This is a genomic window from Mesorhizobium sp. M7A.F.Ca.AU.001.01.1.1 (genome assembly GCF_004022735.1).
Taxonomy (GTDB): Bacteria; Pseudomonadota; Alphaproteobacteria; order Rhizobiales; family Rhizobiaceae; genus Mesorhizobium; species Mesorhizobium ciceri.
The window spans coordinates 1-26,978 of the sequence record NZ_RZPF01000003.1; the positions used below are offsets into that span (position 1 = coordinate 1).

Genomic DNA, 26,978 nt, shown 5'->3' on the forward strand with positions numbered 1-26,978 from the left:
CCCGCACCCTTGGTGCCTAGAGGCCCCATCGACGGCGCGCCCTCGTAAAGGTCGGCGGCGACCGGAACCACATCCTGCGCCAGCGGCAGGCGATAAGTCTCGAAATCGTCCTGCGCGATGCATCCGTCGGCGGTGAGCGTCACCTCCTCGTGCAACGCATAGCCGAGCCCCTGTACCACGCCGCCCTGTATCTGGCCCAGGATGGCGCGCGGGTTGAGCGCGCGGCCGACATCTTGAACTACGCGATAGGCCAGCACCTCGACATGGCCGGTGTCCGGATCAACCGCCACCTCGGCCTCGTGAACGACGAAGACGGGAATGTCGAGCGCATCGATGAAATGCCCCATCGCGCAGCCGGACATTGCCGGAGTGTTCCTGGCGGCAAAGGCCCCGCTTCCGGTGATCGGGCCAGTGGTTGCCTGTGCATGGGCGACGACAGCGGGGATCGACATGCCGGAACCGGGACGTCCCGTGATCTCGACACGACCGTCCCGCAGCACCAGGTCTTCCGGTCGGGTCTGGAGCATCTCGCCGGCGGTCCGAAGCAGCTTCTCCCGCACTTCCGCGCAGGCGGCGATGCTCGCGGCACCAATGGACACGGTGGTGCGCCCACCGCCAACGCCGACATCGAGACCGGCGGCATCCGTATCGGCTTCGCGCACGATCACCTGGTCGGGAGCAAGCCCGAGCTGCCCAGCCACGATCTGCGGCAGGGATTGCACCATCGTGCCGGATCCGATCTCCACACCCGAGGTGACCAGCGTTGCGCTGCCGTCGGCGTTCAAATTCACCGTCGCCGCCGAAGGCCCGACGAAAACGAACCATGTGCCGACCGTGGTCGCAATTCCATAGAGCCTGCCGTCGGCCTCGGCCTCTGATGTACCGGTGCTGGCGCGCAGTGTCTCCATGCGATCGAGCATCGGACCCAGCACGTCGGCCTCGAAAACCTGCCCCGTGGCACCGAGATCGCCATCTCCCAGGACATTTTTCTTCCGGAACTCCATTGGGTCGAAGCCTAGCGCATCGCAGATTTCGTCGGTGTGTCGCTCCAACGCGAAGGTGTTGTAGACGCCGTTGCAAGCTCGGAAAGCGCCGTTGGGTGGTGTGTTGGTGTATACGGCGCGGCTGACGAGCCGCGTTGCGCCAACCCTGTAATTGCCGCCCAGCGTGTGCGCCGTCATCGTTGTCAGGAAAACCTGTTCGCCGCCATACGCGCCGCAGTCCATCAGCACGACCGCCTCGCGTCCGGCGATGTATCCTTCGGCGGTGACAGCGGAGCGAATGCGGATTTCCGCATTCTCGCGGCAGAGGCAGGTTGCCATCTCTTCCTGCCGGGTGTTTTCCAGGACCACCGTGCGCCCGGTCATCCGCGCCAGAAGTGCCGTGATCGGCTCGATGGACGCATCGAATTTCAGGCCGAACCCGCCTCCGACAGGCGGCACGGTGACCCGCACACGCCCGGGCGCAAGCTGCATGACCCTTCCGGTGACGTTGCGAACTGTCCAAGGCACCTGCGTCGAGGTCTGGATGTGAGCACGGCCGTCCTCCCAGGAGCCGATGGCAACGCGCGGTTCGAAAGGCACATGGCTCTGCCGGCCGACGGTGAAGCTGCTCTCGACAATGCGTATGTCGGGACGGGCGAAGGCCGCATCGACGTCGCCGCGGCTGGATTTTGCCTCCCATGCGATGTTGCCGGCACGTGCGCCGCCCTCGGTGATCACCTCATAGCCGCGCCAGCCCTCGTGGACGAGACGGGCGGCGGGCTGGAGTGCCTCGGCCATGGTGGACACCGGTACCAGCGGCTCGACCTCAAGCATGATGGCGGCAAGCGCCGCCCGCGCCTGCTTCTCCGTTTCGGCGGCAACGACGGCGATCGGCTCGCCGTGATAGCGGATGGTGTCGATGGCCAGGAGCGGATGGTCGGCAATGCCGATGCCGTAGAGGCCTGGCGCGTCGGCGCCGGTCGCCACCGCGCGCACGCCAGGACAGCGAAGTGCCGCCGAAAGGTCGAGCTTGCGGATACGCCCCGCGGAAACGGTCGACCGCAGCAGCACGGCATGCAACATGTCGGGGCGAACCCGGTCGTTGGTGTATTTCGTCCGCCCGCGCAGCTTGTCCTGCGCATCGCGGCGGGGAAGATTCATCACGGTGGCGGACAGCTCAGACATGGAGGCCTCCCACCGACTGGCCAGCCTTCCGCGCTTGGTCAAGGCAGTCGGCCACGGTGTCGACGATCCGCTCATATCCGGTGCAGCGGCAGATGTTGCCGACCATCGCGGCCTTGATGTCGGGACGGCTCGCATGCGGATTGTCACGCACGAACGCCGAAAGGCTCATAACCATTCCTGGAAAACACATGCCGCATTGCACGGCATCGGCGGCCTCTAGATTGGCCTGGAGCGGATGCAGCGCCTGGTTTCCGGAGCTCAATCCCTCGATGGTCGTGACCGCGCACCCCTGGACCAGGCCAATCGGCTTCAGGCAGGACGGCACCGCTTCGTCGTCGACATGCACCGTGCAGGCGCCGCAGAAGCCTTCGCGGCACACGGCTTTGGTCCCCGTCAGGAATCGTTCCCGCCGCAAGATGTCGACGAGCGGCGTCATCGGATCGCCGTGAAAGCTGCAGTCCTCGCCATTCAGCTGGAATGTCACAACCATGCCAGGCCCTCGGTCTTGAGAAGTGCGGCAACACCGCGCTTGACCAGCGGCGGAAGAACCTGGCGCCGGTACCAACCCTCCGCTTCCCTGCCGTCGCGGCCCTGAAAATCATTGTGCTCTAGTGCAAGCCCGGCAGCGCGCTCCGGATCGAGCGCGGAGGCCTGGCTTGCCCTCATCGCCTGTTCGAGCGCCGTCCAGCGCCGCGCTACCGGCTCCACCGAGCCGACGGCGATGCGACATCGTTTGTCCTTGTCCACCGCAAGCGAGACGACGGCGACCGGATAGTCGCCAGCCTTCCGAAGCGGCAGGCGGATATGCGCGCTTGCGACAAGGTCGCGGCGCAGATGAATTCTCGTCACAATCGCCTCTGCCAGCAGCGCATGCCTGTCTTTGAGGAAATCCGAAATACCGATGAGTTTTGGGCCTTCGAACGTCTCCAGCTCCACCGTCGCCTCACAGACGAGAAGCGCAGGGGCGAGATCGGCGGCGGCAAAGTCGAGGGCACAAAGGTTACCGCCCACGGTGGCGACCCTTCGGATACCGGGATTGGCCGCGTTCTCCGCCGCGTCAACCAGACCTTCGAAGCCCGCTGCCCCATGCAATGCGCGGCCAAGGACTGCGTGGGTAACAGCTGCGCCGATCACGACATGGTCCGAGTCGATTTCGACCTTGGACAAGGCCGGTATTCGGTCGAGTGCGACCACCGCGTCGGGAAGGTCGACCCCGCGTTGGGGATCACGCATCATCCAGGTGCCGCCTGCAAGCACCACCGCGCCCTGCCGGCGTGCTGCCATTGCCTCTTCAAGTGTGCTGGCCGCGGTGAACGATCGTCCCACGCCTGGTGCCATCTGTCATACCCCTCGGAGCAGCCAACCTTCGCGGCGCTGCGACATTGTTGCTCCAGCTTTAGGTTCCTGTGAAATAGTAATTCTTTGAATATGGTATCGAAAAAACAGATAACTCTGGCATCCCGCGAGCGCCCGCAAGATTGCGGCGCGCTCGCTGGCGCTCAGACCCAGTGGGTGACGGTCCGTTTCTCAAAACTCTCCCGGAACTGGGCGGTGGTTTTGGGAAGTAGTTCGCCGGTCTCCCAGTCGAGGATCACGGCATAGTGCCGAACCGCATCGAGCGTATCGATCTCGCCGGAGCGGTATTTGCGCGCGACCTCCTCGGGATCCATGCGTGCCCAGCCCTTCCGTTTCGCCCGGATGTCGGTACGGCAGGCTTCGGTCGCCGTCTCGTCGATTTCGTACTGGCACAGGTCGCGGTCGATTTCGCGGATCACCACACCGTAGTCAGTCCTGGCACGCTCCAGGGAAACGTAGTCGTCGATCACGTCCTCCATCACCTTGCGGGGCTCGCGCTGCAGTGGATCGCCGAAACCACCGCCGCCGGCCGTCGGACGAGCGAACTGGTCGCCTGTGTGGACGGAGTAATCGGAGAATACGGAGCCGAGCCAGATCTCGGTCTCTTCTCCGGCGCGCTTCATGGTCAAGCCGTGGGGCATCGACGGCAGGCCTCCTTCGACACCCCAGACGACAGCACGCTCGCGGTCGCAAATATAGGACATGACGGCATTTTCAGCCTCAAGCAGCAATGAGGTCTTCTGCACGCCGACGCCGCCCCGCCACTTGCCGGGCCCGGCTGAATCCTGCTTGATCTGGAACTCGAGCGTCCGAGTGGGATTGACCCGCTCGTTGCCTTCGTTCGGCTGCGACATCAGCCCGGTTCCGAAGCAGGCGGTGGTGACATCGGCACCATCCTTGCCGTTGCGCCCGCCCCAGCCGCCAGGCAGCCATTCGTAGAACATGAAGATCGGCTTTTCGGGTTTGCGCGCATCCCGTCCCCCGGCCAGCAGATATTCGAGGTTGAAGGCGCAGGCGATAGCGCGTTCGGGCATGATCTTCGACCACATCTCGAAGATCGCGTTCATGATCTTTTCAAACGGCATCAGGAACCCGGTCACCGCCACCGGCCATTCCGCGCTGACGATGCTGTTCTTCGGCGCGGTCACCTCGATCATCCGGTAAAACCCGCTGTTGAGCGGGAGGTCCGGAAAGAAGGTTTTCATGCCGGCGACCACGGCCGAGAAGGTCGCGCCCGGTGCGGAATTATACATCGAGGCAATGGTCGAGTGGCTTCCCGTAAAATCGTAGTGGATCGTGTCGCCCTTGATCGTCATCTTGATGCGGATCGGGATCATGCCCTCGCCGGCACCGAGATCCCGGTCGATGTAGTCGACCGTCTCCCAGGTGCCGTCGGGCAGCTCCGCCAGACGCTTTCGCACGGCACGTTCGACGTAGTCCTGAACCTCCTCCATACCGCGCATGACCTGGCCGCGCCCGTACTTCTTGACCAGCCGCAGCAGTTCGCGCTCGGCCGCCTGCGTCGCTTGCGCCTGGGAATGGATGTCGCCAATGATCGATGCGGGATCGCGCGTGTTGGCCGCGATCATGTTGGCAACATCGGAGCAGAAGCGGCCGCGCTGGAAAAGGCGCAGCGGCGTTATCCGCAGCCCTTCGCGGAACATGTCGCGGGCGGTGACGTCGAAGGAGCCCGGCACCGAGCCGCCGAGATCCGACCAGTGTCCGTTCGACTGGGAGAAGCCGATCAGTTTGTCTTCATCGAAGATCGGCCGGACGAGCCGAACGTCGCTGAAATGCGTACCGCCGGCATAAGGATCGTTGATTGCGTAGACATCGCCGGGTGCCATATCGCCTTCGAAGACCCGGATCACTTCCTTACACGTGTTGTGCAGTGTGCCGACATGGACCGCGATGTCGTAGTTGCCCTGGGCGACGGAGTTGCCATCGGCGTCGTGCAGGGCGTTCGAAAAGTCTCGGTTGTAGATGACGAAGGAATAGCAGGTGCGAAGCATCTGTTCGGCCATCTGGTCGACGGTGGTGATGAAGGAGTTCTTCAGCACCTCGAACGTTACCGGATCGAGGCCAGGGCCCGTTTCAATCAGCTTTGTCATGTCTCAGCCTTTCGTCACGATGAGAATGTTCAGGAAGCCATCGACGGTCGCGCTCATTCCCGGCGGAACCACGGTGGTGGAATCGAACTGTTCGACGATGGCGGGTCCCGCAAAGGCAGCGCCGGCGCTGAGTTGGTCGCGTTCATAGACAGCCGCATCATGAGATACGCCGTCGAACCAGACGCCGCGGCGGCCGAGCGGCTCGGGCACATGAGGCAAGACTTCGTGTCGCGGTATCTCGGCTTTCGGGACGATGCCGATCGCCTTGACCGCGATGCGGAAGATCGACACCGGCGCCTCTTCGCGGCGGTAGTTGAACTCGCGTTCGTGTTCGTTGTGGAATGCCTCGATCAGCGGGCAGATGCTCTCGATCCGCGCCGGGGCTGACACCGCGAGCGAGCGCCATTGGCCCTGGTACATCATCTCGACCGTGCGCTGCAGCGCCATGTCTTCCTGCGCCACGCCCTCATGGCCCAGACGCTCAACCGCCTGTTTTTCCATCAGAACAAAGGCTGCCTGCATCTCGGCGGGCGAGACAGTCGAAGCATCGGCCATGAAGCTTTCGGAGAAATCGTGCTGCACGTCGACGAGAAGGCAACCGAGCGCGGAGGTAACGCCGGGATTGGGCGGTACGATCACGGTTGGAATCGAAAGCTCCTTGGCCACCGCCGCTCCGTGCAAAGCGCCAGCACCGCCGAATGCGACCAGCGCAAAGTCGCGCGGGTCGTAGCCTCGGCTGATGGAGAGAAGCCGGACGGCATTGCCCATATTGGCGTTGGCGACGGCGATGATCGCCTCGGCCGCCTGGTGGAGTTCCATGCCGAAGGGTTCCGCTACCGTCTCCTGAACCGCCTCGGCGGCCAGAGCGGGGTCGAGCGTGATCTTGCCGCCCGCAAGGCTGGTGCCGAGACGGCCGAGCACCACATTGGCATCGGTGTTGGTGGCAATGAGGTTGCCATTCTTGTAGCAGGCCGGACCTGGAAAGGCGCCAGCGGACTGCGGCCCGTTGCGCAAGCTGCCGCCCTCGTCCTGCCATGCCAACGACCCGCCGCCCGCACCGATGGTCAATACCTCGATGGAGGGGAAGCGGATCGGATATCCGAATTCGATGTACCAGTCCTTTGTGATGCGCGACTCCCCGTTCCAGGCCAGCGAGACGTCGGTGCTGGTGCCGCCCATGTCGAAGCCGATCGAGTTCGGGTAGCCACAGAGATTTCCGATGAAGCGGCTTGCGATGGCGCCGGCGGCGATGCCGGATCCCGCGAGCCGGGCTGAGAAATCCTTGACGCTCGCGGGCGTCATGACCCCGCCACCGCTGTGCAGCAACAGGAGATCTCGCTTGTATCCGGCGTCGGCAAGCTTTTCTCCGAGACGCGACACGTAGTCGACGACGACCGGGGCGCAGACGGCGTTCGCCATGGTGGTGGAAAAACGTTCGTGCTCGAAGATTTCCGGCATCACCTCCGAGGAGATCGAGACCGGCAGATCCGGCATTGCCTCCTTCAGGATCTCACGCATGCGGCGCTCGTTGGCGCCGTTCACATAGGAGTTCATGAAGCAGACGGCGATGGACTTGACCTGCCGTTTCTTGAGAATCTCCGCGACACGGCGCGCGGCCTCTTCGTCCAACGCTTCCAGGATCGTGCCCTCGGCACTGACCCGTTCCCGGACGGTCAGCCGGTCGCGGCGCGGGATATAGGGCTTGGCGACATCTTTGTAGGTGTCCCAGAGATCTTCCTTGTTGGCGCGACGGATCTCTACAACGTCACGAAAACCCTCGCTGCAGACCATTGCGGTGCGCGGCAGACGGCGGGTGATCAGCGCATTGGTGGCGACCGTCGTACCATGAGAGAACATCGTTACCTCCGAAAGATCGATGCGCCCCTGCTCCACGCCATTCATGATGGCCTGCATGGGATCGTCAGGCGTGGAGGCGGTTTTTTCGATGCGGATCGCTCCGCTGTCTTCGTCCATGATGCAGATGTCGGTGAAAGTCCCTCCGACATCGACGGCAACTCTGATTCGGCTCATGACAGTTCCTTCGCAAGGTCTTGCGGGCAAAGCCCCGCCTTCGTCGCCCCTTGCCGGGGAGACGTTGCATGAATGGTGGAATTGGCCCGGATTTCGTCGGGACTAGTGGCGCTCTCGCGAGGCCGAAGAGCCGCCCGCCCGGTTCGCTGCTTCGCGACGGGTATCCGTCGGTGCGCAGCCGAACCGCGTCCGGTAGTGCTTGCAGAACTGGGACTGGTCGGCGAAGCCCCAGCGGTAAGCGATCTCGGCTACGCTGCTGATGTTGGTCACCGACATCAGCTCCTCGGCGCAAAGTTCAAGCCGGGCGTCGCGGATGAAGCCGTTGATCGACTGGTTGCTGTCCTGAAAAAGGACCTGCAGGTAACGCAGGGAGATGCCGCAGGCATCAGCCACCGCCTGCGGGCCGAGGTCGGAATTCTTCAGATTGTCGCGAATATACTGCTCGGCACGATGCAAATGGCCGGCCCGGATCGACGAGATGCTGCTGTCCAGCACGCGATCGTCGCTCACGATCGACAGGCACAGCATTTCCAGGATGTGCCTGCCCATCATCTCACGAGCGACTTCAGTGATCTCATCGAGATGACCGATCGTGGTTCGCACCGTGTCGAGGAAGAGCGCGGCGATGCCTTGGGTCGCGTCGAAACTGAGCGCACTGAGCCGTTCGGCGGATCCGATCCGTGCCCGAACGCTCGATGATGGTACCTTGAGGACCCACAGCGCGTTTGGCTTGCCGTGCCAGAATTCGTAAGGCGCATCTCCCCGCTCGACGAGAAAGCCCCCCGGCCTGCAATTGACGGTTCTCGACCCTTGCGAGAAATTCACCTCCGACATCTCCGGGATCGTGATGAGCAGGCTGGCGTCACGCTCGTTGAGGAAGTGGCGGCGGTGGCGACGATAGCTTACGGCATCGCAGCGCATTTTAGACACGCTGACGAGCCCAAGCGAGAAGGTTTCCAGCGTGCCTGAAAATTCGCGACGGTTCCGATACTCGGTGTCGAGCGGAAAATAGGCTTCGGTAACAGCGGCTTGCCAGGCATCACCGCCTGCGGGACCGCCGATCGTATCGACGACGTATTTCATTCCCCGACCTTTCTGGTTGACCCGGTTGTCCCGGTGTTGTTCCGAAGATTACAGGAATTCACCGGCGCGTATTGGTCAAAAACGAATAAACTTATGTGGTCGGTTGGCCCAGGACCGGAGCTCGCGACGGTTGCAGTTGTCGTCACGATCAGTGTGCAGCTGATCAAACCAGCCTTGGCGCGCAAACCGCCAGCCGACTTGGAACCATGCATTCTTTTCGCACACTCATTCAGGAAAAGTTGTCGGCTTCCAGATGTGGGCGGAAATGATGTCCTGCAGTTCCGTGCGTACGGAAGAGTGGCAGCAGCGTGTAGCGGCGGAAAGCGACAATGTCCGCCTCGTCCTCAATCGAGAGCACCCTCGATCTCGGTTCCTTCGGACCAGTCGATAGATCGGCGACCGAAGCTCGCCTCTTCCACTTCGCAACCGTCTTCCGGTTGATCCCGTAGCGCTTGGCCAGCCCCTCAGGTTCTCTTGACTATGCTGTATCGCTCGACGGACCGCCTCTGTCGTTTTGGCGCTCCCATGCAGAACTTGGCCCATAGCGCATCCTTTCATTCGGGAGACAAGGATGCTCCATAAAGCCCGGGATCAAACATCTAGGATCATCAGATCCAGCACCAAAGAAACAGAGGGGCTGTCGGCAGGGAACATGCAGACCATGAGCGACTGGTTGTCGGCTTGTCTCCGACTGCTCTGCGTCAGAATCACCTCAAAAGCGAAGTCGCTTGGCTAATCCGTCATTTCTGGCGAAAGGCGGAGTGGAACGACACAACCAGCGGGCCCAGAATGTAGTCGAGCGCGGTGCGTTCCTCGGTGACGATCATGACTGACGCTGGCATGCCCGGATAAAGCGCAATCTGTGGGGCTGCTGCCAATTCCACCGGATCGACCGCTACGTCGGCAAGATAGTAGGGAAACCCGGTCTTGCTGTCGGTAATGCGATCCGCCGAAATGCGGGAGACGCGGCCATGAATTATGGGTATTGAGCGCTGCTTGTAGGATGTGAAACGAACTTCGGCAGCCATATCGGGTCGCAGGTTCGATATGTCCTCGACGCGAATCTGGGCCTGGACGATCAGCGAATTTTCGGTCGGCACGATATCGAGGATGGTCTGGCCCGGCGAAACGATCGCGCCTATCGAGAAGACGCTGAGATCCATCACCTGGCCGTCATACGGCGCGCGCACCTCGGCTCGGTCCATGGCAGCCTGGGCGGCAAACATCTTGGGCACGAGGTCGGAAAGGCTCGATTGCGTATCGATCAGCATGGCCGACAGCTTGGCTCGGCGCTCATTTGTCAATTGTGCGATCTGGCTTTCGAGTTCGGCTTTGCTCTGTTGGCTGCCGCCGATCGCGCCGAGGTTCTCATCGATCAGGCCCTGCAGATCCGAGGCGGATCTTTCCAGCTCCAGGATGCGTGGGCGGGTCGTCAATCCGGCCTTGAGCAGCTTCGACAGGCTGGCCTTCTCGTTGATCGTCGATTGCAACTGGGCATGGTAAGATTCGACCCGAGACTGCTTGCCCTGGATCTGCTCCTCGAGTTCGGCAATGCGCCGCTCGAGGATCTGCCTGGCGCCGGCCATCGAGGCGCGTTGGCTTTCCAGATCGGCGATCTGGTTTGCCATTGCATCCCTAAGGTAGTCTTCGTGCTCTTTGAGAATGTCCTTGGGAAAGGCAACAACCTCGCTGCCGTCCAGTTCGGCTCGGATCCTGGCATCGGTTGCGCGCAACAGCGCATATTGCTGGGCATAAAGATTGAACTCGGACCGAATCCTGGTGTCGTCCAGCTTCAGCATTATGTCGCCCTTCCTGACGACGTCGCCATCCTTGACGCGGATCTCCTTCACCGTACCGCCGTCGAAGTGCTGTACGCTTTTGCGATTGCCATCCACCTTGACGATGGCGTCGGCAAGCACGGCGCCGTTCAGCGGGGCAAAGGCCGCCCAGCCGCCAAAGATGCCAAAGAAAGCAACGATGATCAGCAGACCTATATAGGCCGGCACCCGGATCGAATCCGGGGCCAGAATACCGGCGTCGCCAGGCAGGCTCCGGTAGGTAAGCGCGCCGTCGCTCATCGCTCTCTCCAAACACGGCTCATTGCGTTGCCACCGCCATTGGCGCCGCGCGCTGGTTGAGGAGCGCCACGATCTCGTTTCTCATGCCAAAGGCCTCGACGGCGCCATCGCGCAACAGGAGGATCTTGTCGACATTCGCCAGGGTCGAGGGCCGGTGAGAGACGATGATCACCGTACTGCCGCGGCGCTTGAGTTCGATCGCGCAGTCGCTCAGCGCGCGGTCGCCATCGGCATCGAGATTGGAGCTGGGCTCGTCGAGAATGATCAGGTTCGGAGTTCCGAACACTGCGCGGGCAAGAGCAATCCGTTGGCGATATCCTCCTGACAGCACTGCGCCGCCTTCGCCGATCTGCGTCTCATAGCCTTGCGGCAGGCGGATGATCATCTCATGCACGCCGGCGAGCCGCGCGGCCTCGATGACCTCCTGGTCGACATTGGTCTTGAAGCGGCCGATGTTGGCGGCGACGGTATCGGAGAAGAGTTCGATATCCTGCGGCAGATAGCCGATGTGGTCGCCGAGCGCGTCGTGTCCCCATTGCGACAGGTCGGCGCCGTCCAGCCTGACGGTACCACGGCTGGGTTGCATGACGCCCGCGAGATGACGCGCCAGCGTCGACTTGCCGGCGCCGGAAGGGCCGACGATTCCCAGCGTCTCGCCTGCTTCCAGCCGGAACGATACGTCCCGCAGAAGCACTTTCTGCTGGCTTGCAATTGCAAAGCTGACCTGCTCAACCGAAATCTTGCCGGTGGGCTTGGGCAGGTTGAACGATCTTTCGCTCTGCGCGCCCCCGTCGACCAGCTTCTCGACCCTTGCCAACGCCGCCCGCCCCAGGATCAGGCTGCGCCAAAGGCCGACGATCTGCTCGACCGGCTGTAGCCCCCGGCCCAGCAAGAGGCTCGCGGCGAACATGGTGCCGCCGGTGATCTGCCGTTCGATCACCAGATAGGCGCCGAGGCCGAGGATCAGCGACTGCATGGTGAGCCGCAGGAAACGGATCAGACCCGACATCAGTGCGGCGCGATCGCTTGCCTCCGCCTGGCGCCGCAGCGCCAAATTGCGGTCGCGTCCCCAGCGGCGGATGAGGCCGTCGATCATCCCCATGGCGCGAACGACTTCGGCGTTTCTGAGGCTCATCTCGGTGAAATTATAGTTGGTCGTCGCCAGGTCGTTGGCCTGCTTCAGCGGCGAACGCACGATATATTCGTTTAGCACCGCCATGGCGACCAGAAGCAGCGAGCAGCCCAGCGCGAAGAAGCCGAGCCAGGGATGCAGCAGGAAGATGATGCCGATGTAGATGGGCGACCATGGCAGGTCGAACAAAGCGTGGATGCCGCTGCCGGTGATGACCTGCCTGAACGTGTCGAAGTCTCGGATGGGCTGGCTCGGCGACGAGCCGGGCGATGGGGTCTCGACCGACGCGGCCAGGACTTTTGCCGACAGCAGCCGGTCGAGCCGCGCACTGGCACGCGTCAGGATGGAGGCGCGCACCAGGTCGAGGCCGGCCAGCGAAAGAAAGGCCGCCAGCAACACCAGGGTCAGCATCACCAGCGTGGTTTCGCTGCCGCTGGTAACGACCCTGTCGTAGATCTGCAGCATGTAGAGTGGGGACGCGAGATAGAGCAGATTGATGGCCAGGCTGAACGCCGCCGCTACCAGGAAATAGCGGCGGCAGGCCCGAAGCGCATCCTTCACAATTCGAGATTTGCTATCCACGTCCAGAACCCCACTCGATACGCATCAGGCCAGGTGGGCCGCCGCTGGCGGCGGCCTTTTGGTTCACACCACGAAGTCGCTTGAAATTGCTCCATTGCCAACGCCCGTCAGCGTGAATTCCGCCGGATTGTACGAAACGGCGGTATGGCCTTGGCCGTCATCGGCAAGCTTGAAGCCGTTCGCATCGTAGCTGCCGACCAGATGCAGCGCGGTACCGTGGGTGCCGTCCGAAACGGTCAGCGTTCCGCCGCTGCCATCCTGGTTTGCCTGGTAGACGGCCGTCGTTCCCGCGCCGAACAGGATGTCCTCGAGCTCAAGCCTGTCGTCATTGGTGATGCCGCCGATCCGCCCGCTGAAATCGAAGGAATCGTCGAGCTGCAGCGTGCCGGCCGCATCGTGCGCGAAGGTGACATCCGTCGACGAGGCGCTGCCGAACTCAAGCTTCGACAGGTTGCCGATCGTGGCATCGCCGTCGCCGGTGACCTGGCCATGGATGACTATGTCGCCGCCATTGGCCAACAGCATGCCGGAATTCGCCAGCCCGCCGGTGATCGTCAGTCCACCTGAACCGGTCGCCTCCAATGTTCCGGAGTTGGTGACGACGCTGCCCCCCGTATCGATGACCAGCGCATTCGCGCCGGAGGCGATAATGGTGCCCTGGTTGTCGAGGCTCAGCATCCCGCCGCCCAACTGGCCGGCGCCCGATATCGTGTTGTCGACATTGACCAGAGTGACGTCCGGCCCCGTGCCGGAGATCACGTTGGCGGCGCTGTCGGACAACAGTATCTGCCCGCCGCCCTGCAGGGTCACGCCATGCTGGATGATTTGCAGCAGCGTTTCACCGCCGGTCGAGTCCAGCGAGATGAGGCCGCTATTGTTGATCATGCCGCTCAGCGGCAGCAAGGCGCCGTCGCCGATCGTCATGGTGCCGGCATTGTTGACCACCGGCGTCTGGTCGAAGACGAAATTGCCTGCCGTCAGCGCGCCCGAGTGCACGCCATCCAGCGTGATCGACTGCCCATCGCCCAGCGTGATCACCGCGTTGCCGTGGGCATCGTCGGCGATATGGGTCTGCAGGTCGGCAAAGTCCGCCAGTCCGTTGTAGCCGATAAGGTCGATCTGGTCGGCCGCGGCGTCGAAATTGTGCACCGTGTCGGCACCGATCGGCTGCGAGAAGACGAAGAGGTCGTTGCCGCTGGACCCGGTCAGGTAGTCGTTTCCAGACAAAGCAAAGATGGGCGAACCCTTGGCATAGATTTCCACGTTGTCCGCGATGGTCATGGTCCCGGTGGTCCCGTCCTCGTTACTCCAGGTCCCGGTCACGTTGAGCACGTGTGCACCGGTATAGGTGACCGGCGTCGTGACGGTCAGGGCGGAAACATTCGTGGTTGTTGCGGTCCAAGAGCCGTCCGCGTTGCGGGTGCCCCCATCGATCGTCCATCCGTCGGGGACGTCACTAATCGTGAGCGTAATCGCGCCATCGTGGCCGGCTGGATCGGTAAGTCCCAAGTTCACAGCCTCTCCGGCAATGCCGGCGGGCGCTGTGACACCGATGGATTGGACAATGGTACTGCTGCCTGTCGTAGCGACCACAAAGAAGGTGTGGGCTCCGGTGTTGTTGCCCAGGTTGGTCTTAGCCCCGCTCCAGGTGCCATCGCCATTCAGCGTCACGGCAACTGCGTGGGTCGGATTGTCGACGTCCCAGTACGCGCGTATCGTCACACCGGTATTATAGTGCCCGGAAAGAGTGAAATTGCCGCTTTGCCCGTTTTCCTTCGTCGCTGCGTCAAAGGTAAAGCCCTCGAATACCGTGTCGTTGCCTCCGGAGCCTGTGTTCAGAGCTGCATCCGTATAGCTTCCCGAGCTCACTGAAACGGTCGCGTTTCCGACAAAAGTCGAAGATGCGGTGAACGTTGCGACATAGGTTTTGCCGGTTGGATCTGTGGCGTCTATGGTCGGCCCGCTGGTGATCGAGCCGCTGCCTGACGTCACAATGATGTCGGCCGCCGTGAAACCGGTAGGGACTTCGCTGAAGACAAACTTTACCTGTGATGTCCCGCCTGCCGGCAGGTCTGGGGCGATGATGTCGACCGAAACGGTCGGCGCCTTGGTATCGTAGGCCTGGGTGGCATTGACAGTGCCGGTCCCCGAATTGCCCGCCGTATCGGTGATGCCAACCTGGTTCACTGTTACACTGATCGTGCCGGCATCGACGTTGGCCGTCGGGGTCACGGTCAGGTTATATACGTTGCTGGTGCCGACTTGCGTCAGCGCACCGACCGTGCCGCCCGTTACCGTCACGTCCGCAATGGTCAGCGTGCTGCCAACGCTCTCGCTGGTGGTGAAGGTGTAGAGGACACTGCCACCGGCAATGTTGGCCGTCGCCGCCGGCTCGTCGTCGGTGATGATAACCGTCGGCGCCTTGGTGTCGTAAGCTTGCGTCGCCTGGATCGCCACCGTGTTGCCGTTGCTGGCTGCATCGTTGGCCGCGCCTGCCGCCACATCTACGGTGATGATACCGGCCTGCGTATTCGCGGTTGGGATCACATCCAAGGTGTAAACCGTGCTGCTCACCGCGGTGAACGTACCCTTGGTACCGCCTCCCACAACGATATCTGATGTAACAAATCCGGTGACAGGCTCGCTGAAGGTGAAGGTGTAGAGGACATTGCCACCGGCAATGTTGGCCGTCGCCGCCGGCTCGTCGTCGGTAATCGTCACGGTCGGCGCAGTTGCGTCGATGATCTGCGCCGTCGCCGTGCCGGTGCCGACCACCAGGTGTTCAAAGTTGCCGCCCAAGGTGCCGGTGATGGTCGCGGACAGGCTTGATGCGTTGGGGGTTGCGATCACCAGTGTGCCAACGGTCTGGCCGTTAGCGATGGTGATGTCGCCATGGTCGGTGTGGACCGTGGTGACGCCTTGCGAGGCGTTGCTCAACGTCGCCGTGAAGGTGACGTTGGTATCGTGATCCGTAACGTTCGACGTGCTGAGATTCACCGTCGCGTCGGTGGTGGTGTCGGTGACGTTGGCCGTCGCCGTGCCGGTGCCGATCACCAGGTGCTCGAAGTTGCCGCCCGCGGTGGCGGTGATGTTGGCGGTCAGGCTCGATGCGTCGTTGTAGACGTCCTCGCCATTGCCCGAGGCGATCGTCAGCGTGCCGGTGGTCTGGCCATCGGCGATGGTGATGTCGCCCTTGTCGGTGGTGATCGTGGTGACGCCATGCGAGGCGTCCGACAGCGTCGCCGTGAACACGTAGTTGGCGACCGCGCCCTCGGCGACCGTCGAGGCGCTCAGGTTGACCGTCGCGTTATCAGTAATTCCATTGATCGTGACCGTTACTACCTGCGCTGTCCCGTCCGCAGTCCGAACCGTGAATGTGTCGATCAAATGATCGCCCGCGTTGAGTTCCTGGACCGCACTATTCGTGTTGTCGAGCGTATAGGTCCAGGTGCCCGCCGCGTTCATCGCAAAGGTGCCGTAGCCGTGGTCAGTTGCCCCGCCGGCACCAACCGCCTGGAACGTGTTCGCCAGATTGTCGACGTCGGTATCCGTCAGCGTGCCGCTGACACTCGGGGTGCCATTGATAGCGCCGCCGGCCTCGACGACCGTGCCGGCAATGGTGCCGGAGATTACAGCCGCGTCATTGGTGCCGTTGATCGTGACCGTTACTACTTGGGCCGTGCCGTCCTGTGTGTGGACGGTAAACGTCTCGGTGAGATGCTGGCCGACGTTGAGACCCTGCACTGCCGCATTGTTGTTGTTGAGGGTGAAGGTCCAGACACCACCCGCGGTCATCTGGTAGGTCCCATACCCATGATCGCCCGCGGTTCCGGGCGCGACCGCCTGGAACGTATTGGGCGTGTTGTCGACGTCGGTATCTGTCAGCGTGCCGCTCACCGTCGGCGTCCCGGTGATGGCATTGGCGACACCGCCAGCCTCGACGACCGCGCCCGTAGAGACGCCGGAAATCACCGCGGCGTCGTTGGTGCCGGCGAAATGTACCGTCGCGGTTGCCCAGCTGAGCGTTCCATTGCCGAGCCGGACCGAGTAGATGAAGCTGTCAGTCAGGTACTGTCCCGCATTCAAGCCCTGTAACTGTGCCTTGAACGCCGCTGACAAGGTAGTCGCGTCGTATCCCACGAGTCCGTCGGACGTAATCCAGATCTTCGCGCCGTTATAACTTGTCTCGGAGGTGGGGGATTCAGTGCGTGCTAAGTCTTGGGTCAACAAATCAGCGGCGGTGTATCCATTCATTGCGCCTGTGTTGTTGATGCCATTGTCGACTGACCAGAGGGTCTTGGCATTCCCGCCGAGATCGTTGGCCATCACGTTCAGGAAGACGGATTGGAAACTATCATAGGTAAACAGGTCATCCTTCGCCTGCGGCGTGTTGGAGAAAGACGTCGTGGTGCCGCCGGCACCGGTGACCTGAGTAGCCATTTTTCAACCCCCCTTTTAAGAACAGACGCCTCATCTGTTTTTCTGTTTTATCGACAGTACTGAACGACCGGCTGCTTCCAGCCGAAGAAAAACCGCGCGAATCCAGGCAGGCATGAATTTTCGCCCTCATCCAGGCACACCGCCGCGCCTGGAACAGCCGCCTCAAGCTGGCCATTCACGGACGGATATTGACCCGATGCTGCTGGACGCGACGACTGGTCGTCACGCTACGTTCCCTACCCAACCTACATCGTCAAACTCGTGGCTTTCGACCACGAACTTTAGATGCTTCTTATATTAGGAGATTATTAACTCTTATAGAGAGGAAGCGTCAACGCCCAACTTGGCCGAACAGTTAATAGTCGAACATAAGGGGAGCCACAGTCACTAGAATCGAGTTGTGAGATCGAACAGGCGCACGCCCGATATGAGCCAGGCGGCAGACGTGCGGCTCAGCGTGACCAGAGCCCGCCAGCGCACCACCATACCAACACCGCACCTTGATCGCTGAGTACTTTTCGTGCAGCACGCCAACCCGACAGCCAGCCAGTTCGCTTGAACGGTCGGGGATTCAACTGAGATCACTTAACGCGCCGGACAGCCGGGAAGCTTCATGCCTTGCTCACGGAGATCTTGAAGCCGGGCAACTCGAACATCTGTCCCACACGCTCCGTAGCACTTCGTGAAACCTCGTCGTTCGGTACGTGCGACCACACCTCCTCGTTCAAGGCCGATTGATCGCCCGAGCGCTGTCGCGATCGGTCTCGTCAGGGATATATTCGCCGGCATTGGCATCGAAGCCGGTCCAGCCGCCAGCCTCGTAAGCCCTGCGGCGTTCGGCAAGATCGACCGATCTGGATTGCCCCAGAATTTCCTCGGCATTTGCAATGAGTTCATCGTCCACCCTGGCCGTGACCAACGTGCCGCCGCGGCGTACGCCCTCCGCATACACGTGGGCATCGTTCTCGGGCACGCCGGACTCCGTCAGAGCGCCGACAATGCCTCCGACCGCACCGCCTGCCACCGCCCCGGCAACGACACCTGTCGCGGTGGCGGCGAGCCAACCCGCCGCGACCACAGGTCCGACGCCCGGGATGGCCATGACCCCCAGCCCTGTCAGCAATCCGCCGGCACCGCCGATCACGGCTCCAATCCCCGCGCCAGCCCCGGCATCCTCGGCAGCCTCCGAACGGTCGCCCTCGTACCAGTCATCCGAGTTGTTGGCGACGATGCTGATGTTCGCATGCGGGACGCCCGTGGCTTCCAGTTCGCGGACCGCGTCGGCCGCGTCGTCATAGTTGTCGAACAGTCCAGTTACCGTTTTCATTGATTTCTCCTGATCCGTGCTCACTTGCTGGCGGCAACGACGTTGCCCTGATAGTCCAGGCCGACGGCGAGGCTTTCGCCTGCCTTGGTGGCATGGCCCCGCCAGATGCCCTGGTCGTCCTTGGTAAGCTTCGACACGTTGGTATAGCCTGCACCCTCGATGCGGCTCTTGGCCTGGGCTTCGGTGAAGCTGTTTGCGCCGGGAACGAGAGCGGCGGCATTGGGGGTATTGTCGGTCTTCACCGCCGGTGTTGTCGCTCCCGTGATGGCGTCCTGCCCGGCTGCGATCTTTTCGATCATCTGCTGGTGCGTCTTCAGCGTATCGACCGTTTGCTGGGCGAATGTCTTGAGCCCGGCGTTGTCGCCGCCGCTGGCATAGGTTTCGAACAGCTTGACGGCGTCGGCATGCGCCTTGCGCTGCATGTCGACATAGGCTGGATCGATCGGAGCCTGCGCATTCTTGAGCTTGTCGAGATCGCCCTGGTGCTGGGCATCAAGCGCCGGCGGCACTTTCAATTTTTGTTCGCCGGCCACCGTTGCCAGCTTGGCATTGGCCGCGCCGTGATCGCGGATCATCATCTGGGCGAAGTCCTTGATGCTCTGGTCCTGAACCTTGCCCAAGGCAATCTGGCTCGAGTCGACTTCGAACTTGCCGCCGATGGCAGCCTTGTCGACGAAGGCCTGGGCGCTGTCGGCAGCAAAAGCAGGCACGGCGAGAAAAATGGAAGCAGCGGCGAGCGATGCGAAAAATTGTCGTGTTTTCATCGGCTTTGTCCTTGCCTGGGATGCGTCGCCCTAACAGGCCAAGATGCGCTTTGTTCCGATACCCAGACGACATGCCTGCAGGCCCGGCAGCACCACGATCCACGCATGAGGCTGCCGGACTATCTCGCGTGAGATCTGCCACATCGACGGAAAATGTGGAGAAGTGACAGGCGACAGGAACGCCGGCACCATGAACCAGCGTGGCTGCAAAAAAGCCGTGGTCGAGACAAGCAGTTTCCAGGCGCCGCTATTCTACATGCAGCATGGGTTCGAGGAATTCGGCAAAGTCGAATTCGGAATTCCAGGGCACGCACGCATCTTCCTTCGCAAGGACCTGTTGTAAGTCTTGGGACGGGCGCGCACGGACGGCCAACGGCTAGTTGTTTCAAACGCCAGGTGCTCTGGAACAAATCGACGGTTGCGGAGTTAAAGCGCGTCGCGACGCGCAGTCTTGCAGCGGCGTGTCGAATAGAGTGCATCCCGCTGGAGAGGCATGTGCGTACTGGACATTTCAGAAAGCCGATTGTCATTCAACCTGGCCGGATAGACCGCGACAGGGTTGTGGTTTCGGTGTCGGACGCAGCCGAAGTGCTGCTGCGGGACTGGCCAAAGCCGACATCCGAGAGGCGTCTTGCCGCGATCAGAGCGTGCCTTGCCGTCATGCGAGGCGAAAAGCCGACAAGGGCGGCACGACAGGCGTTCATCGTTGCGGCCAAGGACGCCAGGATTCTGCTGAGCGAGCAAGTCTGACCGTGGTGGGTCGCCTCAGCGCATGCAAGCTTGGTTCCGCCGGCGCCTGCAAGTGCGATACTGCCGAGATCGGTTCGAAGGGGAGAGATTATGGCTAAGGTTACAGGTCTCACGGCTGCCGCGGCCAGAGGCGAAGTTCAGGCAGGAGCAACGCACGACAAGACGCCGGGGTTCGATCCCGCCATTGCCCCGCTTGAGACAGACGCAGAGGCCGCGGACACACAAAATCCGGTCGCTGAGACAAGTCCGCCGCGCACTCGTCCAAAATTCGAAAACGATGCCAGCTTTGCCAATGCCATGCGTCCGGTCGAAGGCGAGCCGGAACTGCGGCCTGGCGGCAACTGGCCGGTGTTGGTGATTGCAGCTGTCGTTTTGACAGCAGCCGTGGTCTTCCTGGCGGCAAGCATGCTGCGCTGAGACTAATCCCGACGATGCAGCACCCACGACCTATTCCTGGAGGTCCGGCGCGTCCTTCATGCCTGAGAGTTCAGTCATTGGGCACAGCAGCCGCGGTCGCGCGGGATCGGAGATGTCGAGCTTGTCCCAAGGAATGCGGTATAGACCGTCGCGGCGGCGTAATCGGAAAAGATCCAGCACCGCCACGCCTATGGCCGAGGCCGAAAGACGCTCGAAAGCAGCGTAGACCCCGACGTGGAATTCGGTGACGACGAAATCGTCACCATCCCGTTCGGCGCGGATCTCCTCGATATAACCGACATTCTTGCCGCGCTGCGAGAGTACGCGCCGCCCCGCCAGATGCTCGAGATTGACCGTAATCATCATCAAGCTCCCGGAATGCGCCCGATGATATGGTCGCGCAACCAGTCCTGCCAGGCGAAGATCGACGTTTCTCGCACATCGATGTCGAACTCGATATCGATGCCGATATCTTTCACCTTGCGCCAAGCGATCCGATGAGGTTCGCCATGCTGCGTGCCGCCCAGCTTGACCGCGAGCCGCGCCATCCAGCGCCCGGGCCGTGCGCCGAGGCGACGCGCCAGGGTGATGGAGCCGAGCTCGATGGCAATGATCCGAGGCGGCTTGCCAGGCCGCAACTGCGCCACCAAACCGTCGACCTTACCGACCTTGACCTGCTCGCGGTCGACCACCTGCTTGTCCAGGAGATCACGCAGCAACTTCATCATGTGCCTCCGAATATCTGCAGCGGGATGGTCACCACCGCCAGTACGAAGCCAAGCGCGATGATGAAGATGACGGCGGCATTTGACAAAATGCCGTTGCGATGCTCGCCGACATAACGTTTGTCGTTCAGCAGAAACAGGAACGGAACGACGGTCAGCGGAAGGCTGGCAGCCGTCAGCGCCATGGAAAAGATGGTGAGCCTCAGCGGGTCAAGACCAAGCGCGATGGGAATAGCCGCCAACAGTAATGATATCGTGTAGATGGCGCTGAAACCCGGATCGTCGCGCGGCTTGCGATCCTCGCCCCAATTCCAGCCGAACCCTTGGGCCACAAGATAGGCCTGTTGCAACCCGACCTCGAGCGCAGCGCCGAAGCAGGCGATGGCGAGAGAAGCAACAAACAGCACGAAGCCCCAGAAGCCGAATATGGGGATCAGCATCAACGGCAGTTGGTGATAGTCGTCCACCTGGGTGACGCCATGCGTGGCGAGCACGAGAGCGGCCACGATCAACACGCCGATCGAGATGGTGCCCCCGAAGGTCATGCCCAACCCCGCTATGGCCCGATTGGCGCCGAGATAGCTTTTGTCCCACCGGTCCTCGATGGCCCCCGAGGAATAGAACATGAACAGGTAGGGCGATATCGAGGCGCCCAGAATGCTGACCGCCATGAACCAGTAATTGGCGGCATCGTGGACCGGCAGCGAAGGCACGGCGCCCCTTGCGACTGCCGTCCAATCAGGTCTCAGCATCACCGCTCCGACGACGAAACACAGCGTCACCAGACCGAGAAACGACACGCCCTTCTCGATGACGCCGAACGTGCCTTTCCAGAGCAGCAGCCACGCCAGCAAAGCCACCGGCAGTGCCCACCACTGGAAGCCTATGCCCGTGGCAAGTTCGAGCGCAATGGCAACGCCGCCGATCTCGGCGGACAGCACCAGGAAATTGACCAGCAAGGCGGCAAGCAACGGCCATAGAAAGACGTTGAAACCGAACCTTTCGCGGATGCCGTCGGAGATCGTGTGATGGCTCACGGCCGCGAACCGGCCGGACATTTCGACAAGGAAGATGATGCAGACGGTGCCAAGCACCACCGCCCAGATCAACTGGAAGCCAAACATCGCGCCTGCCTGCGCCGCCGTCGCCATGGACCCAACTTCGAGGAAGCCGCCGACGCTGGTGACGACGCCGAGGGATATTTCCATGAGCTTTTTCATGGCTTCGGCGCGAAATACTTGGCGTAGGCGGCAGCGAGCGCACGCGACGCCAGCCGTAAATCCTGTTGCGCGTCTTGGACTTCCAGCCGGTCATCTGCCTGCAGTCCGGCCTCGGCACGCGTCACCGCGACCGACAAATCATTGACTGCTTTTGTCAGAGAAGCTTGCTCGGTGGGTTCACTGGTTTCGGCGGACCGGATTTGCGCCCCCGTATCTACGAGCGTCTTGGCGATCGATTGCAGCGTGTCCACCGTGTATGCGGTCGGCGCCGCGCCGCCCATCCAAGCGTCGAGCAACATCGATGCGGTCTGTGCCGCGGAAGCCGCTGTTCGTGATTGCTGCTCGATCTCGTCGGAAGACGAGCATCCCGCCGACACGCACAACAGCAACAGCAAGCACAAACAATCCAGCCGGAAATGACGGCCGCTGAGGATCAAATTCGGCGTTTGGTGCGCCACAAGAATAGTCTCCCCTAGTGCCGAACGAGCGGTGGTCGGCTTGAATTGACCTAGAGCGTTCAGCGGGCGCGTCAACGAAAGCCCATCCGGCGGGGCGGCTGCAGGGCATGTGGACGCGACAGATCTCAGCCGGCCACCGCAACTCAAGCGGAACAAAGGATCGCGTGCGGAATTAGGAGCACAAGGAGGCGGCGGAGCCGACTTCAATTCCGTCCTGATCATCACGTCGACGTGAATGGACTGCTGGCACGGAGAATCCCGCAATGCCTCGTCTCATATCCTGGATAGTGATCGTGGCAGTCGTGATCGTCGCGGCTTGGCTGTGGTTCGGCGGCCATAGAGCAAGCAACGATGGCGGCAGCCAACCCGCGCCTCACGCGATAGACCAGAACGGGTAGGTCAATCCTGATCGGCCGGGCTGCGAGGGGCCACGATCCTGTATTCGTGGATCAGGCCGAAAACCTGATTTCTCACCGTCTCGCGCGCTTCGGGCTGGATGAAAGGCATTAGCCGGTCGACGCTTTCAACGAGTTCCGGCGGCAGGTCCGCCACCGCATCCGTGAGTTCGCTGGCATGTTCATACATGTTGTCCGTCAGCTTTTTGTCGAGGTCGGAAAGGATGCTCATCATCACGCTCCATGTCTGTCCTCTCCCGTTCTGTTAATGACCAGTCCGGCAGAGATGTTCCGCGCGAGACGGCGCTCAGACCGCTGAGTACTTGTGGTCAAGGAAGCATCGTTTCAGACCGCCCCATCACCGCAACGTCGTGTGGCCCGGGTCGCGTCGCCTGGCTTTCGGCGGGATCAGCCTCCCGGCATTGGCCCGTAAGCCCCTGACGAATTCCTCCACATACGGAAGCAACTCGAAAAGTACGATCACGGCCATCACGCAGACGATATAGATCAGTGGCAACTGCTGCGATTTCCAGACGATATCGAAGCGCGCGGTTTCCGGCCCCGCCCCGAACAACGCAAGAAACTGCGTCCAATGGAGGGAGACGACGCTGACCAGGCCCATCAGCGGGATCATTTCCAGAAAGCTGTGCACATGCTGTTCGATCGGCGTTACCCTGCGCGCCGTGGTTGCATAGCGTACATCCCACATCGCCGTCGCCTCGTGGATGAAGAAGGTGACGATCATGACAGCGATGACCAAGGCATTCACCTCGAGGAACATGGCTGCCAGCAACGGCACGCCTACTTCGGCGAACATCAGAAGATGGATCAAGGATTCCTTGGCGCCCGTGGTCGACTCGATATGTGAGGCGCGGTGGCAAAGCCAGTCTGCAAAGCCAGCGACAAGCCAGACGGGAAGCAGAAAGTACATAAGGATCAGCACGGTGGGACCTGACAGCATAAACGCGTCTGGCTTGGTTCGAGGTCTACTCAGAGACGAGCTGTCGATCACTGCCCAGGCATTTCGGTGTTTTCCTTGGGATTCTTCTGGACGCCCGCGGCTGGTGAGGTATCCGCCGGGGCGTTGCCACCCTGGTTCTGTTCAGGCGCGCGTTTCAGCGGCGAGGTCTGCCAGCCCATATCAATGTAGAAAAAGCCGACGACGAAACCGACAATGATGACTGCGGCTATCACCAGCGAGATTATCGCGTTGCGTCGCTCCATAGGCCTAGCCGCCACTTGGCTTGGGAGATGCAGGCTGGGCTGGCTGCGTACCTTGCTGATCGCCGCCGGTGCTGGTCTGCGGTGTCGGGTTGGTGTCCGTCGTGGGATTCTTGTCGACCGGTTGGCTGTTCGTGGTATCCGTCTTGGACTTGGCTGGATCGGCATTGTCATTACACGCCGCCAAGGCGAGCAATGCGGCCGACATCAAAAGCACTGCCCTCATGCTGATTTCTCCTGGCTGAGTTCGGGCGAAGCCGCCTGCCAATGACCTATCCGGTCGAACCGCACCGACAGCCCTTGTTTGACGGCGCTTCTGGCCAGCAGATGGTCCAGTTCGGCGTCCTCGATCGGGCTTCGTACGACCTGGCGGATGGCCTTACAGGCGAGTTCGGTCGAGACGAAATCATATCTCCTGCTCCTGGCGACAACATATTGTTCGACCAGCATCTTTACGCGCCTGAGCGCGATTTCTTCCGCGAATTGCATTTTGTTCCTCCTGCACGCCGAACTGCTGAACGGGTACGTTGTTCCAAAGATTTAAAACATGGCGCCCTGCCCATAGAAAGCCCGCGCTGCCGCGAGGGCGCGCGGGCTGATCAGGCTGAGGGAACCCGACCGTGCAGCATCAAACAAGGGGAGCGATGACGCTGCACGGCTACCGAACTCGCACAAACTTGAGTTGTTCCACCGCCATCATGAGTTGTTCACAGTCGAATGTGCCCAGAACAAAATCGCTTTTCATGGCCGGCATAAAGCCGCCCATTCAATCCTATCCGTACGGAACAATCAGCCTCGATGGTGGTTCGGCCGAAGCGAAATTCGGAGGACGTTATGACGAATGAAAAGTTGGCCGTGGTGAGGGCAAGGTCGGCACCGATGAGAAGGACAATCCCACCGATGTAGTCATAGCCGGTTACGAGGCGAGATGGCCGGCGAGGAACAAGTCATCAGCAGTTGGAGAACAAGCTGCAGGTCGCCGCGGCGCATGTGATGCCGGCAGGCACGCTGGCTGAACAGCACCGCAAGATGGCCGAGCCGGGTTCCGCATCCAAAGACTGAACAATCGGGCATCACGGCAGCAACTCCTATGTGTTGACCTGTATATCGACGGATTGCTGCAGACGCTCAGACGGTGCCTTTTACACGATTTGCCTTCCAACCTTCTTCCAACAAGGAGCAACCTCATGAAAGCGCTCACATGGCACGGCAAAGGCGACATCCGATGCGACCAGGTGGCTGATCCCGCTATAGAGGATGATCGCGACGTCATCATCAAGGTCATCTGCTGCGCCATATGCGGCTCGGACCTGCATCTGATGAACGGATATATGCCGACCATGGAATCGGGCGACGTGCTTGGACACGAGACCATGGGCGAGGTCGTGGAAGTCGGCCGCGGCCATTCGAAATTCAGGAAGGGTGACCGCATCGTGGTGCCGTTCAACATCTCATGCGGCGAATGCTGGTTTTGCCAGAAGGGGCTGTTCTCGCTTTGCGACAGGTCCAATCCCAATGCCAAACAGGCCGCCGAAGTGATGGGACAATCCCCGGCGGGCCTGTTCGGCTATTCGCATCTGGTCGGCGGCTATTGGGGAGGGCAAGCCGAATATCTGCGAGTCCCTTTCGCCGATGTCGGTCCGATAAAGGTGCCCGAAGGAATGGACGACGAACAGGTGCTGTTCCTCTCAGACATCTTCCCGACTGGCTACATGGCGGCTGAAAATGCCGGCATCGAGCCAGGCGATACCGTCGCTATCTGGGGCTGCGGTCCGGTCGGCCAGTTCGCCATCCAAAGCGCATGGATGCTCGGCGCCGGCCGCGTTATTGCCATAGACAAGGTGCCGGAGCGGCTGGCGATGGCTCGCGAGCACGGCAAGGCCGAGACGCTCGACTTCAGCAACTCCGATATTTACGACGCCTTGATGGCGATGACCGATGGCCGCGGTCCTGATCGCTGCATCGACTGTGTCGGTACCGAGTCGGATCCCGGCGCCAGTGCCGACGCCATGCTCGACAAGGTCAAGGCCGCCGTCTACCTCGGCACCGACAGGCCGCATGTACTGCGCGAAGCAATCTACTCCTGCCGCAAAGGCGGCACCATCTCGGTGCCCGGCGTCTATATCGGTCTCGTCGATCATATTCCGTTCGGCGCCGCCATGAACAAGGGCCTGACCTTCCGGATGGGTCAGACCCATACTCAGCGTTACCTCGAACCGCTCCTGGACATAGTCCAGAAGGGCGACATCGATCCCTCCTTCGTGATCACGCACCGGGCGGATCTCGGAGCCGGGCCGGATCTCTACAAGACGTTCCGTGACAAGCAGGATGGCTGCATCAAGGTGGTGATGCGGCCGCATGGTTGAGGTGTCGGGCTCTCGCACCAGGTCTGCCCTGAGTAAGTCGGCGGCCGTGGATCGCAATGGACCCGTTGGCACCTGGAACCTTCGATCGCGGCGACGGTTTGACCTGCAGACTTCACAGCGGCGGGACTACCGTGCCCCACCCGATGCAAAGAAAGGTGCTGCCATGAGCAATGAGAGTTCCACATCGAAACCCAGCGTCCGGTCTCCGAACGCCGATGGTCTGCCGCACCCGAGACGGGACGCCAGTGACACGGATGCCGGTGGCAAGCCGGAGACGCCGAAAACCGCAGGCACATCCCGGCCGTCGACCGCGCCGCTTGACAATCCGGTTGCCAATCGCAACGCCGGGCGGCC

General features: G+C 61.6%; 24 protein-coding genes and 1 pseudogene. 4 read left to right on the forward strand and 21 right to left on the reverse strand.

Translation table 11 applies throughout. The annotated features are described in order from the left end of the window. The 12 genes and pseudogenes from EN884_RS00445 to EN884_RS00500 form a co-directional block, all read right to left on the reverse strand. Nucleotides 1-2,168, reverse strand: a 2,168-nt coding sequence (locus EN884_RS00445; protein WP_128360446.1) for a xanthine dehydrogenase family protein molybdopterin-binding subunit, incomplete at its 3' end; no start/stop codon positions are given. After that, the gene (locus tag EN884_RS00450) at nucleotides 2,161-2,658 is read right to left on the reverse strand and encodes a (2Fe-2S)-binding protein (RefSeq protein ID WP_063167465.1); all 498 of its coding nucleotides are present in this window, start codon (nucleotides 2,656-2,658) and stop codon (nucleotides 2,161-2,163) included. The genes EN884_RS00445 and EN884_RS00450, both read right to left, overlap by 8 nt. Next, on the reverse strand, nucleotides 2,649-3,506 hold the full coding sequence (locus tag EN884_RS00455) for an FAD binding domain-containing protein (protein WP_063167464.1): 858 nt from the start codon (nucleotides 3,504-3,506) through the stop codon (nucleotides 2,649-2,651). The genes EN884_RS00450 and EN884_RS00455 overlap by 10 nt, the downstream gene beginning before the upstream one ends. 161 nt (nucleotides 3,507-3,667) lie before the next feature. Beyond that, nucleotides 3,668-5,635, reverse strand: a complete 1,968-nt coding sequence (locus tag EN884_RS00460) for a hydantoinase B/oxoprolinase family protein (RefSeq protein WP_063167463.1) — start codon at nucleotides 5,633-5,635, stop codon at nucleotides 3,668-3,670. Between the two features lie 3 nt (nucleotides 5,636-5,638). Next, complete coding sequence (locus tag EN884_RS00465; RefSeq protein WP_063167462.1) at nucleotides 5,639-7,666, reverse strand: hydantoinase/oxoprolinase family protein; 2,028 nt, start codon at nucleotides 7,664-7,666, stop codon at nucleotides 5,639-5,641. A gap of 102 nt (nucleotides 7,667-7,768) precedes the next feature. Beyond that, nucleotides 7,769-8,749: a helix-turn-helix domain-containing protein gene (locus tag EN884_RS00470; RefSeq protein ID WP_013533169.1), complete on the reverse strand. Its 981-nt coding sequence runs from the start codon at nucleotides 8,747-8,749 to the stop codon at nucleotides 7,769-7,771. 298 nt (nucleotides 8,750-9,047) lie between these two features. Further along, nucleotides 9,048-9,292 (reverse strand): annotated as a pseudogene (locus EN884_RS00475) (helix-turn-helix domain-containing protein); the annotation flags it as partial. A 197-nt stretch (nucleotides 9,293-9,489) separates the two neighbouring features. Continuing rightward, nucleotides 9,490-10,827, reverse strand: a complete 1,338-nt coding sequence (locus EN884_RS00480) for an HlyD family type I secretion periplasmic adaptor subunit (RefSeq protein WP_063167461.1) — start codon at nucleotides 10,825-10,827, stop codon at nucleotides 9,490-9,492. 19 nt (nucleotides 10,828-10,846) lie between these two features. After that, nucleotides 10,847-12,541 carry a type I secretion system permease/ATPase gene (locus EN884_RS00485; RefSeq protein ID WP_013533172.1) on the reverse strand — a complete coding sequence of 565 codons (1,695 nt, stop codon included), beginning with the start codon at nucleotides 12,539-12,541 and terminating at the stop codon, nucleotides 10,847-10,849. Between the two features lie 63 nt (nucleotides 12,542-12,604). Further along, nucleotides 12,605-16,981: a VCBS domain-containing protein gene (locus EN884_RS00490; protein WP_127224103.1), complete on the reverse strand. Its 4,377-nt coding sequence runs from the start codon at nucleotides 16,979-16,981 to the stop codon at nucleotides 12,605-12,607. Between the two features lie 724 nt (nucleotides 16,982-17,705). Continuing rightward, entirely contained in the window at nucleotides 17,706-18,308 is a 603-nt protein-coding gene (locus tag EN884_RS00495; protein WP_063170170.1) for a general stress protein, read from the reverse strand. Between the two features lie 20 nt (nucleotides 18,309-18,328). After that, complete coding sequence (locus EN884_RS00500; RefSeq protein ID WP_063170169.1) at nucleotides 18,329-19,072, reverse strand: DUF4142 domain-containing protein; 744 nt, start codon at nucleotides 19,070-19,072, stop codon at nucleotides 18,329-18,331. A gap of 163 nt (nucleotides 19,073-19,235) precedes the next feature. Between EN884_RS00500 and EN884_RS00505 the strand changes: the two genes are divergently transcribed. The 3 genes from EN884_RS00505 to EN884_RS00515 all read left to right on the forward strand — a co-directional run bounded on the left by EN884_RS00505 (nucleotide 19,236) and on the right by EN884_RS00515 (nucleotide 20,239). After that, on the forward strand, nucleotides 19,236-19,415 hold the full coding sequence (locus EN884_RS00505; protein ID WP_024502377.1) for a hypothetical protein: 180 nt from the start codon (nucleotides 19,236-19,238) through the stop codon (nucleotides 19,413-19,415). Between the two features lie 152 nt (nucleotides 19,416-19,567). After that, complete coding sequence (locus EN884_RS00510) at nucleotides 19,568-19,822, forward strand: DUF982 domain-containing protein (RefSeq protein ID WP_013533177.1); 255 nt, start codon at nucleotides 19,568-19,570, stop codon at nucleotides 19,820-19,822. Nucleotides 19,823-19,912: 90 nt separating this feature from the next. Beyond that, the gene (locus EN884_RS00515) at nucleotides 19,913-20,239 is read left to right on the forward strand and encodes a hypothetical protein (RefSeq protein WP_063170168.1); all 327 of its coding nucleotides are present in this window, start codon (nucleotides 19,913-19,915) and stop codon (nucleotides 20,237-20,239) included. A 30-nt stretch (nucleotides 20,240-20,269) separates the two neighbouring features. Here EN884_RS00515 and EN884_RS00520 read toward each other — a convergent pair whose 3' ends face one another. The 9 genes from EN884_RS00520 to EN884_RS00560 form a co-directional block, all read right to left on the reverse strand. Then, nucleotides 20,270-20,605 (reverse strand): hypothetical protein, encoded by a 336-nt coding sequence (locus EN884_RS00520; protein WP_244506918.1) that lies wholly within the window; start codon nucleotides 20,603-20,605, stop codon nucleotides 20,270-20,272. Next, nucleotides 20,605-20,931 carry a hypothetical protein gene (locus EN884_RS00525; protein WP_335916772.1) on the reverse strand — a complete coding sequence of 109 codons (327 nt, stop codon included), beginning with the start codon at nucleotides 20,929-20,931 and terminating at the stop codon, nucleotides 20,605-20,607. Before EN884_RS00525 ends, EN884_RS00520 begins: the two co-directional genes overlap by 1 nt. Nucleotides 20,932-20,963: 32 nt before the next feature. Further along, nucleotides 20,964-22,184, reverse strand: coding sequence for a divalent metal cation transporter (locus tag EN884_RS00530; RefSeq protein WP_063170167.1), 1,221 nt, complete (start codon nucleotides 22,182-22,184; stop codon nucleotides 20,964-20,966). After that, nucleotides 22,181-22,642, reverse strand: a complete 462-nt coding sequence (locus tag EN884_RS00535) for a hypothetical protein (protein WP_063170166.1) — start codon at nucleotides 22,640-22,642, stop codon at nucleotides 22,181-22,183. Before EN884_RS00535 ends, EN884_RS00530 begins: the two co-directional genes overlap by 4 nt. Before the next feature lie 399 nt (nucleotides 22,643-23,041). Continuing rightward, complete coding sequence (locus EN884_RS00540) at nucleotides 23,042-23,272, reverse strand: hypothetical protein (protein WP_082826657.1); 231 nt, start codon at nucleotides 23,270-23,272, stop codon at nucleotides 23,042-23,044. Nucleotides 23,273-23,395: 123 nt separating this feature from the next. After that, nucleotides 23,396-23,869 carry a diguanylate cyclase gene (locus EN884_RS00545; RefSeq protein WP_342030133.1) on the reverse strand — a complete coding sequence of 158 codons (474 nt, stop codon included), beginning with the start codon at nucleotides 23,867-23,869 and terminating at the stop codon, nucleotides 23,396-23,398. A gap of 176 nt (nucleotides 23,870-24,045) precedes the next feature. After that, complete coding sequence (locus EN884_RS00550) at nucleotides 24,046-24,261, reverse strand: hypothetical protein (RefSeq protein WP_063170164.1); 216 nt, start codon at nucleotides 24,259-24,261, stop codon at nucleotides 24,046-24,048. 4 nt (nucleotides 24,262-24,265) lie between these two features. Then, nucleotides 24,266-24,484 (reverse strand): hypothetical protein, encoded by a 219-nt coding sequence (locus EN884_RS00555; RefSeq protein ID WP_063170163.1) that lies wholly within the window; start codon nucleotides 24,482-24,484, stop codon nucleotides 24,266-24,268. Next, a complete protein-coding gene (locus EN884_RS00560; RefSeq protein ID WP_063170162.1) occupies nucleotides 24,481-24,747 on the reverse strand; it encodes a hypothetical protein in 267 nt (88 codons plus the stop codon). The genes EN884_RS00555 and EN884_RS00560 overlap by 4 nt, the downstream gene beginning before the upstream one ends. Before the next feature lie 698 nt (nucleotides 24,748-25,445). Between EN884_RS00560 and EN884_RS00570 the strand changes: the two genes are divergently transcribed. Then, nucleotides 25,446-26,624, forward strand: coding sequence for a zinc-dependent alcohol dehydrogenase (locus EN884_RS00570; protein ID WP_063170161.1), 1,179 nt, complete (start codon nucleotides 25,446-25,448; stop codon nucleotides 26,622-26,624). The last annotated feature ends 354 nt before the right edge of the window (nucleotides 26,625-26,978 follow it).

Excerpts from the sequence above, each read along its gene's own strand:
- EN884_RS00470 (WP_013533169.1), bottom strand. The coding sequence starts at position 8,749 with ATGAAATACGTCGTCGATACGATCGGCGGTCCCGCAGGCGGTGATGCC.
- EN884_RS00515 (WP_063170168.1), top strand. The coding sequence starts at position 19,913 with ATGGCTAAGGTTACAGGTCTCACGGCTGCCGCGGCCAGAGGCGAAGTT.
- EN884_RS00455 (WP_063167464.1), bottom strand. The coding sequence starts at position 3,506 with ATGGCACCAGGCGTGGGACGATCGTTCACCGCGGCCAGCACACTTGAA.
- EN884_RS00520 (WP_244506918.1), bottom strand. The coding sequence starts at position 20,605 with ATGATGATTACGGTCAATCTCGAGCATCTGGCGGGGCGGCGCGTACTC.
- EN884_RS00490 (WP_127224103.1), bottom strand. The coding sequence starts at position 16,981 with ATGGCTACTCAGGTCACCGGTGCCGGCGGCACCACGACGTCTTTCTCC.
- EN884_RS00550 (WP_063170164.1), bottom strand. The coding sequence starts at position 24,261 with ATGGAGCGACGCAACGCGATAATCTCGCTGGTGATAGCCGCAGTCATC.
- EN884_RS00495 (WP_063170170.1), bottom strand. The coding sequence starts at position 18,308 with ATGAAAACGGTAACTGGACTGTTCGACAACTATGACGACGCGGCCGAC.
- EN884_RS00465 (WP_063167462.1), bottom strand. The coding sequence starts at position 7,666 with ATGAGCCGAATCAGAGTTGCCGTCGATGTCGGAGGGACTTTCACCGAC.
- EN884_RS00540 (WP_082826657.1), bottom strand. The coding sequence starts at position 23,272 with ATGATGAGCATCCTTTCCGACCTCGACAAAAAGCTGACGGACAACATG.
- EN884_RS00560 (WP_063170162.1), bottom strand. The coding sequence starts at position 24,747 with ATGCAATTCGCGGAAGAAATCGCGCTCAGGCGCGTAAAGATGCTGGTC.
- EN884_RS00460 (WP_063167463.1), bottom strand. The coding sequence starts at position 5,635 with ATGACAAAGCTGATTGAAACGGGCCCTGGCCTCGATCCGGTAACGTTC.
- EN884_RS00480 (WP_063167461.1), bottom strand. The coding sequence starts at position 10,827 with ATGAGCGACGGCGCGCTTACCTACCGGAGCCTGCCTGGCGACGCCGGT.
- EN884_RS00450 (WP_063167465.1), bottom strand. The coding sequence starts at position 2,658 with ATGGTTGTGACATTCCAGCTGAATGGCGAGGACTGCAGCTTTCACGGC.
- EN884_RS00530 (WP_063170167.1), bottom strand. The coding sequence starts at position 22,184 with ATGAAAAAGCTCATGGAAATATCCCTCGGCGTCGTCACCAGCGTCGGC.
- EN884_RS00555 (WP_063170163.1), bottom strand. The coding sequence starts at position 24,484 with ATGAGGGCAGTGCTTTTGATGTCGGCCGCATTGCTCGCCTTGGCGGCG.
- EN884_RS00500 (WP_063170169.1), bottom strand. The coding sequence starts at position 19,072 with ATGAAAACACGACAATTTTTCGCATCGCTCGCCGCTGCTTCCATTTTT.
- EN884_RS00570 (WP_063170161.1), top strand. The coding sequence starts at position 25,446 with ATGAAAGCGCTCACATGGCACGGCAAAGGCGACATCCGATGCGACCAG.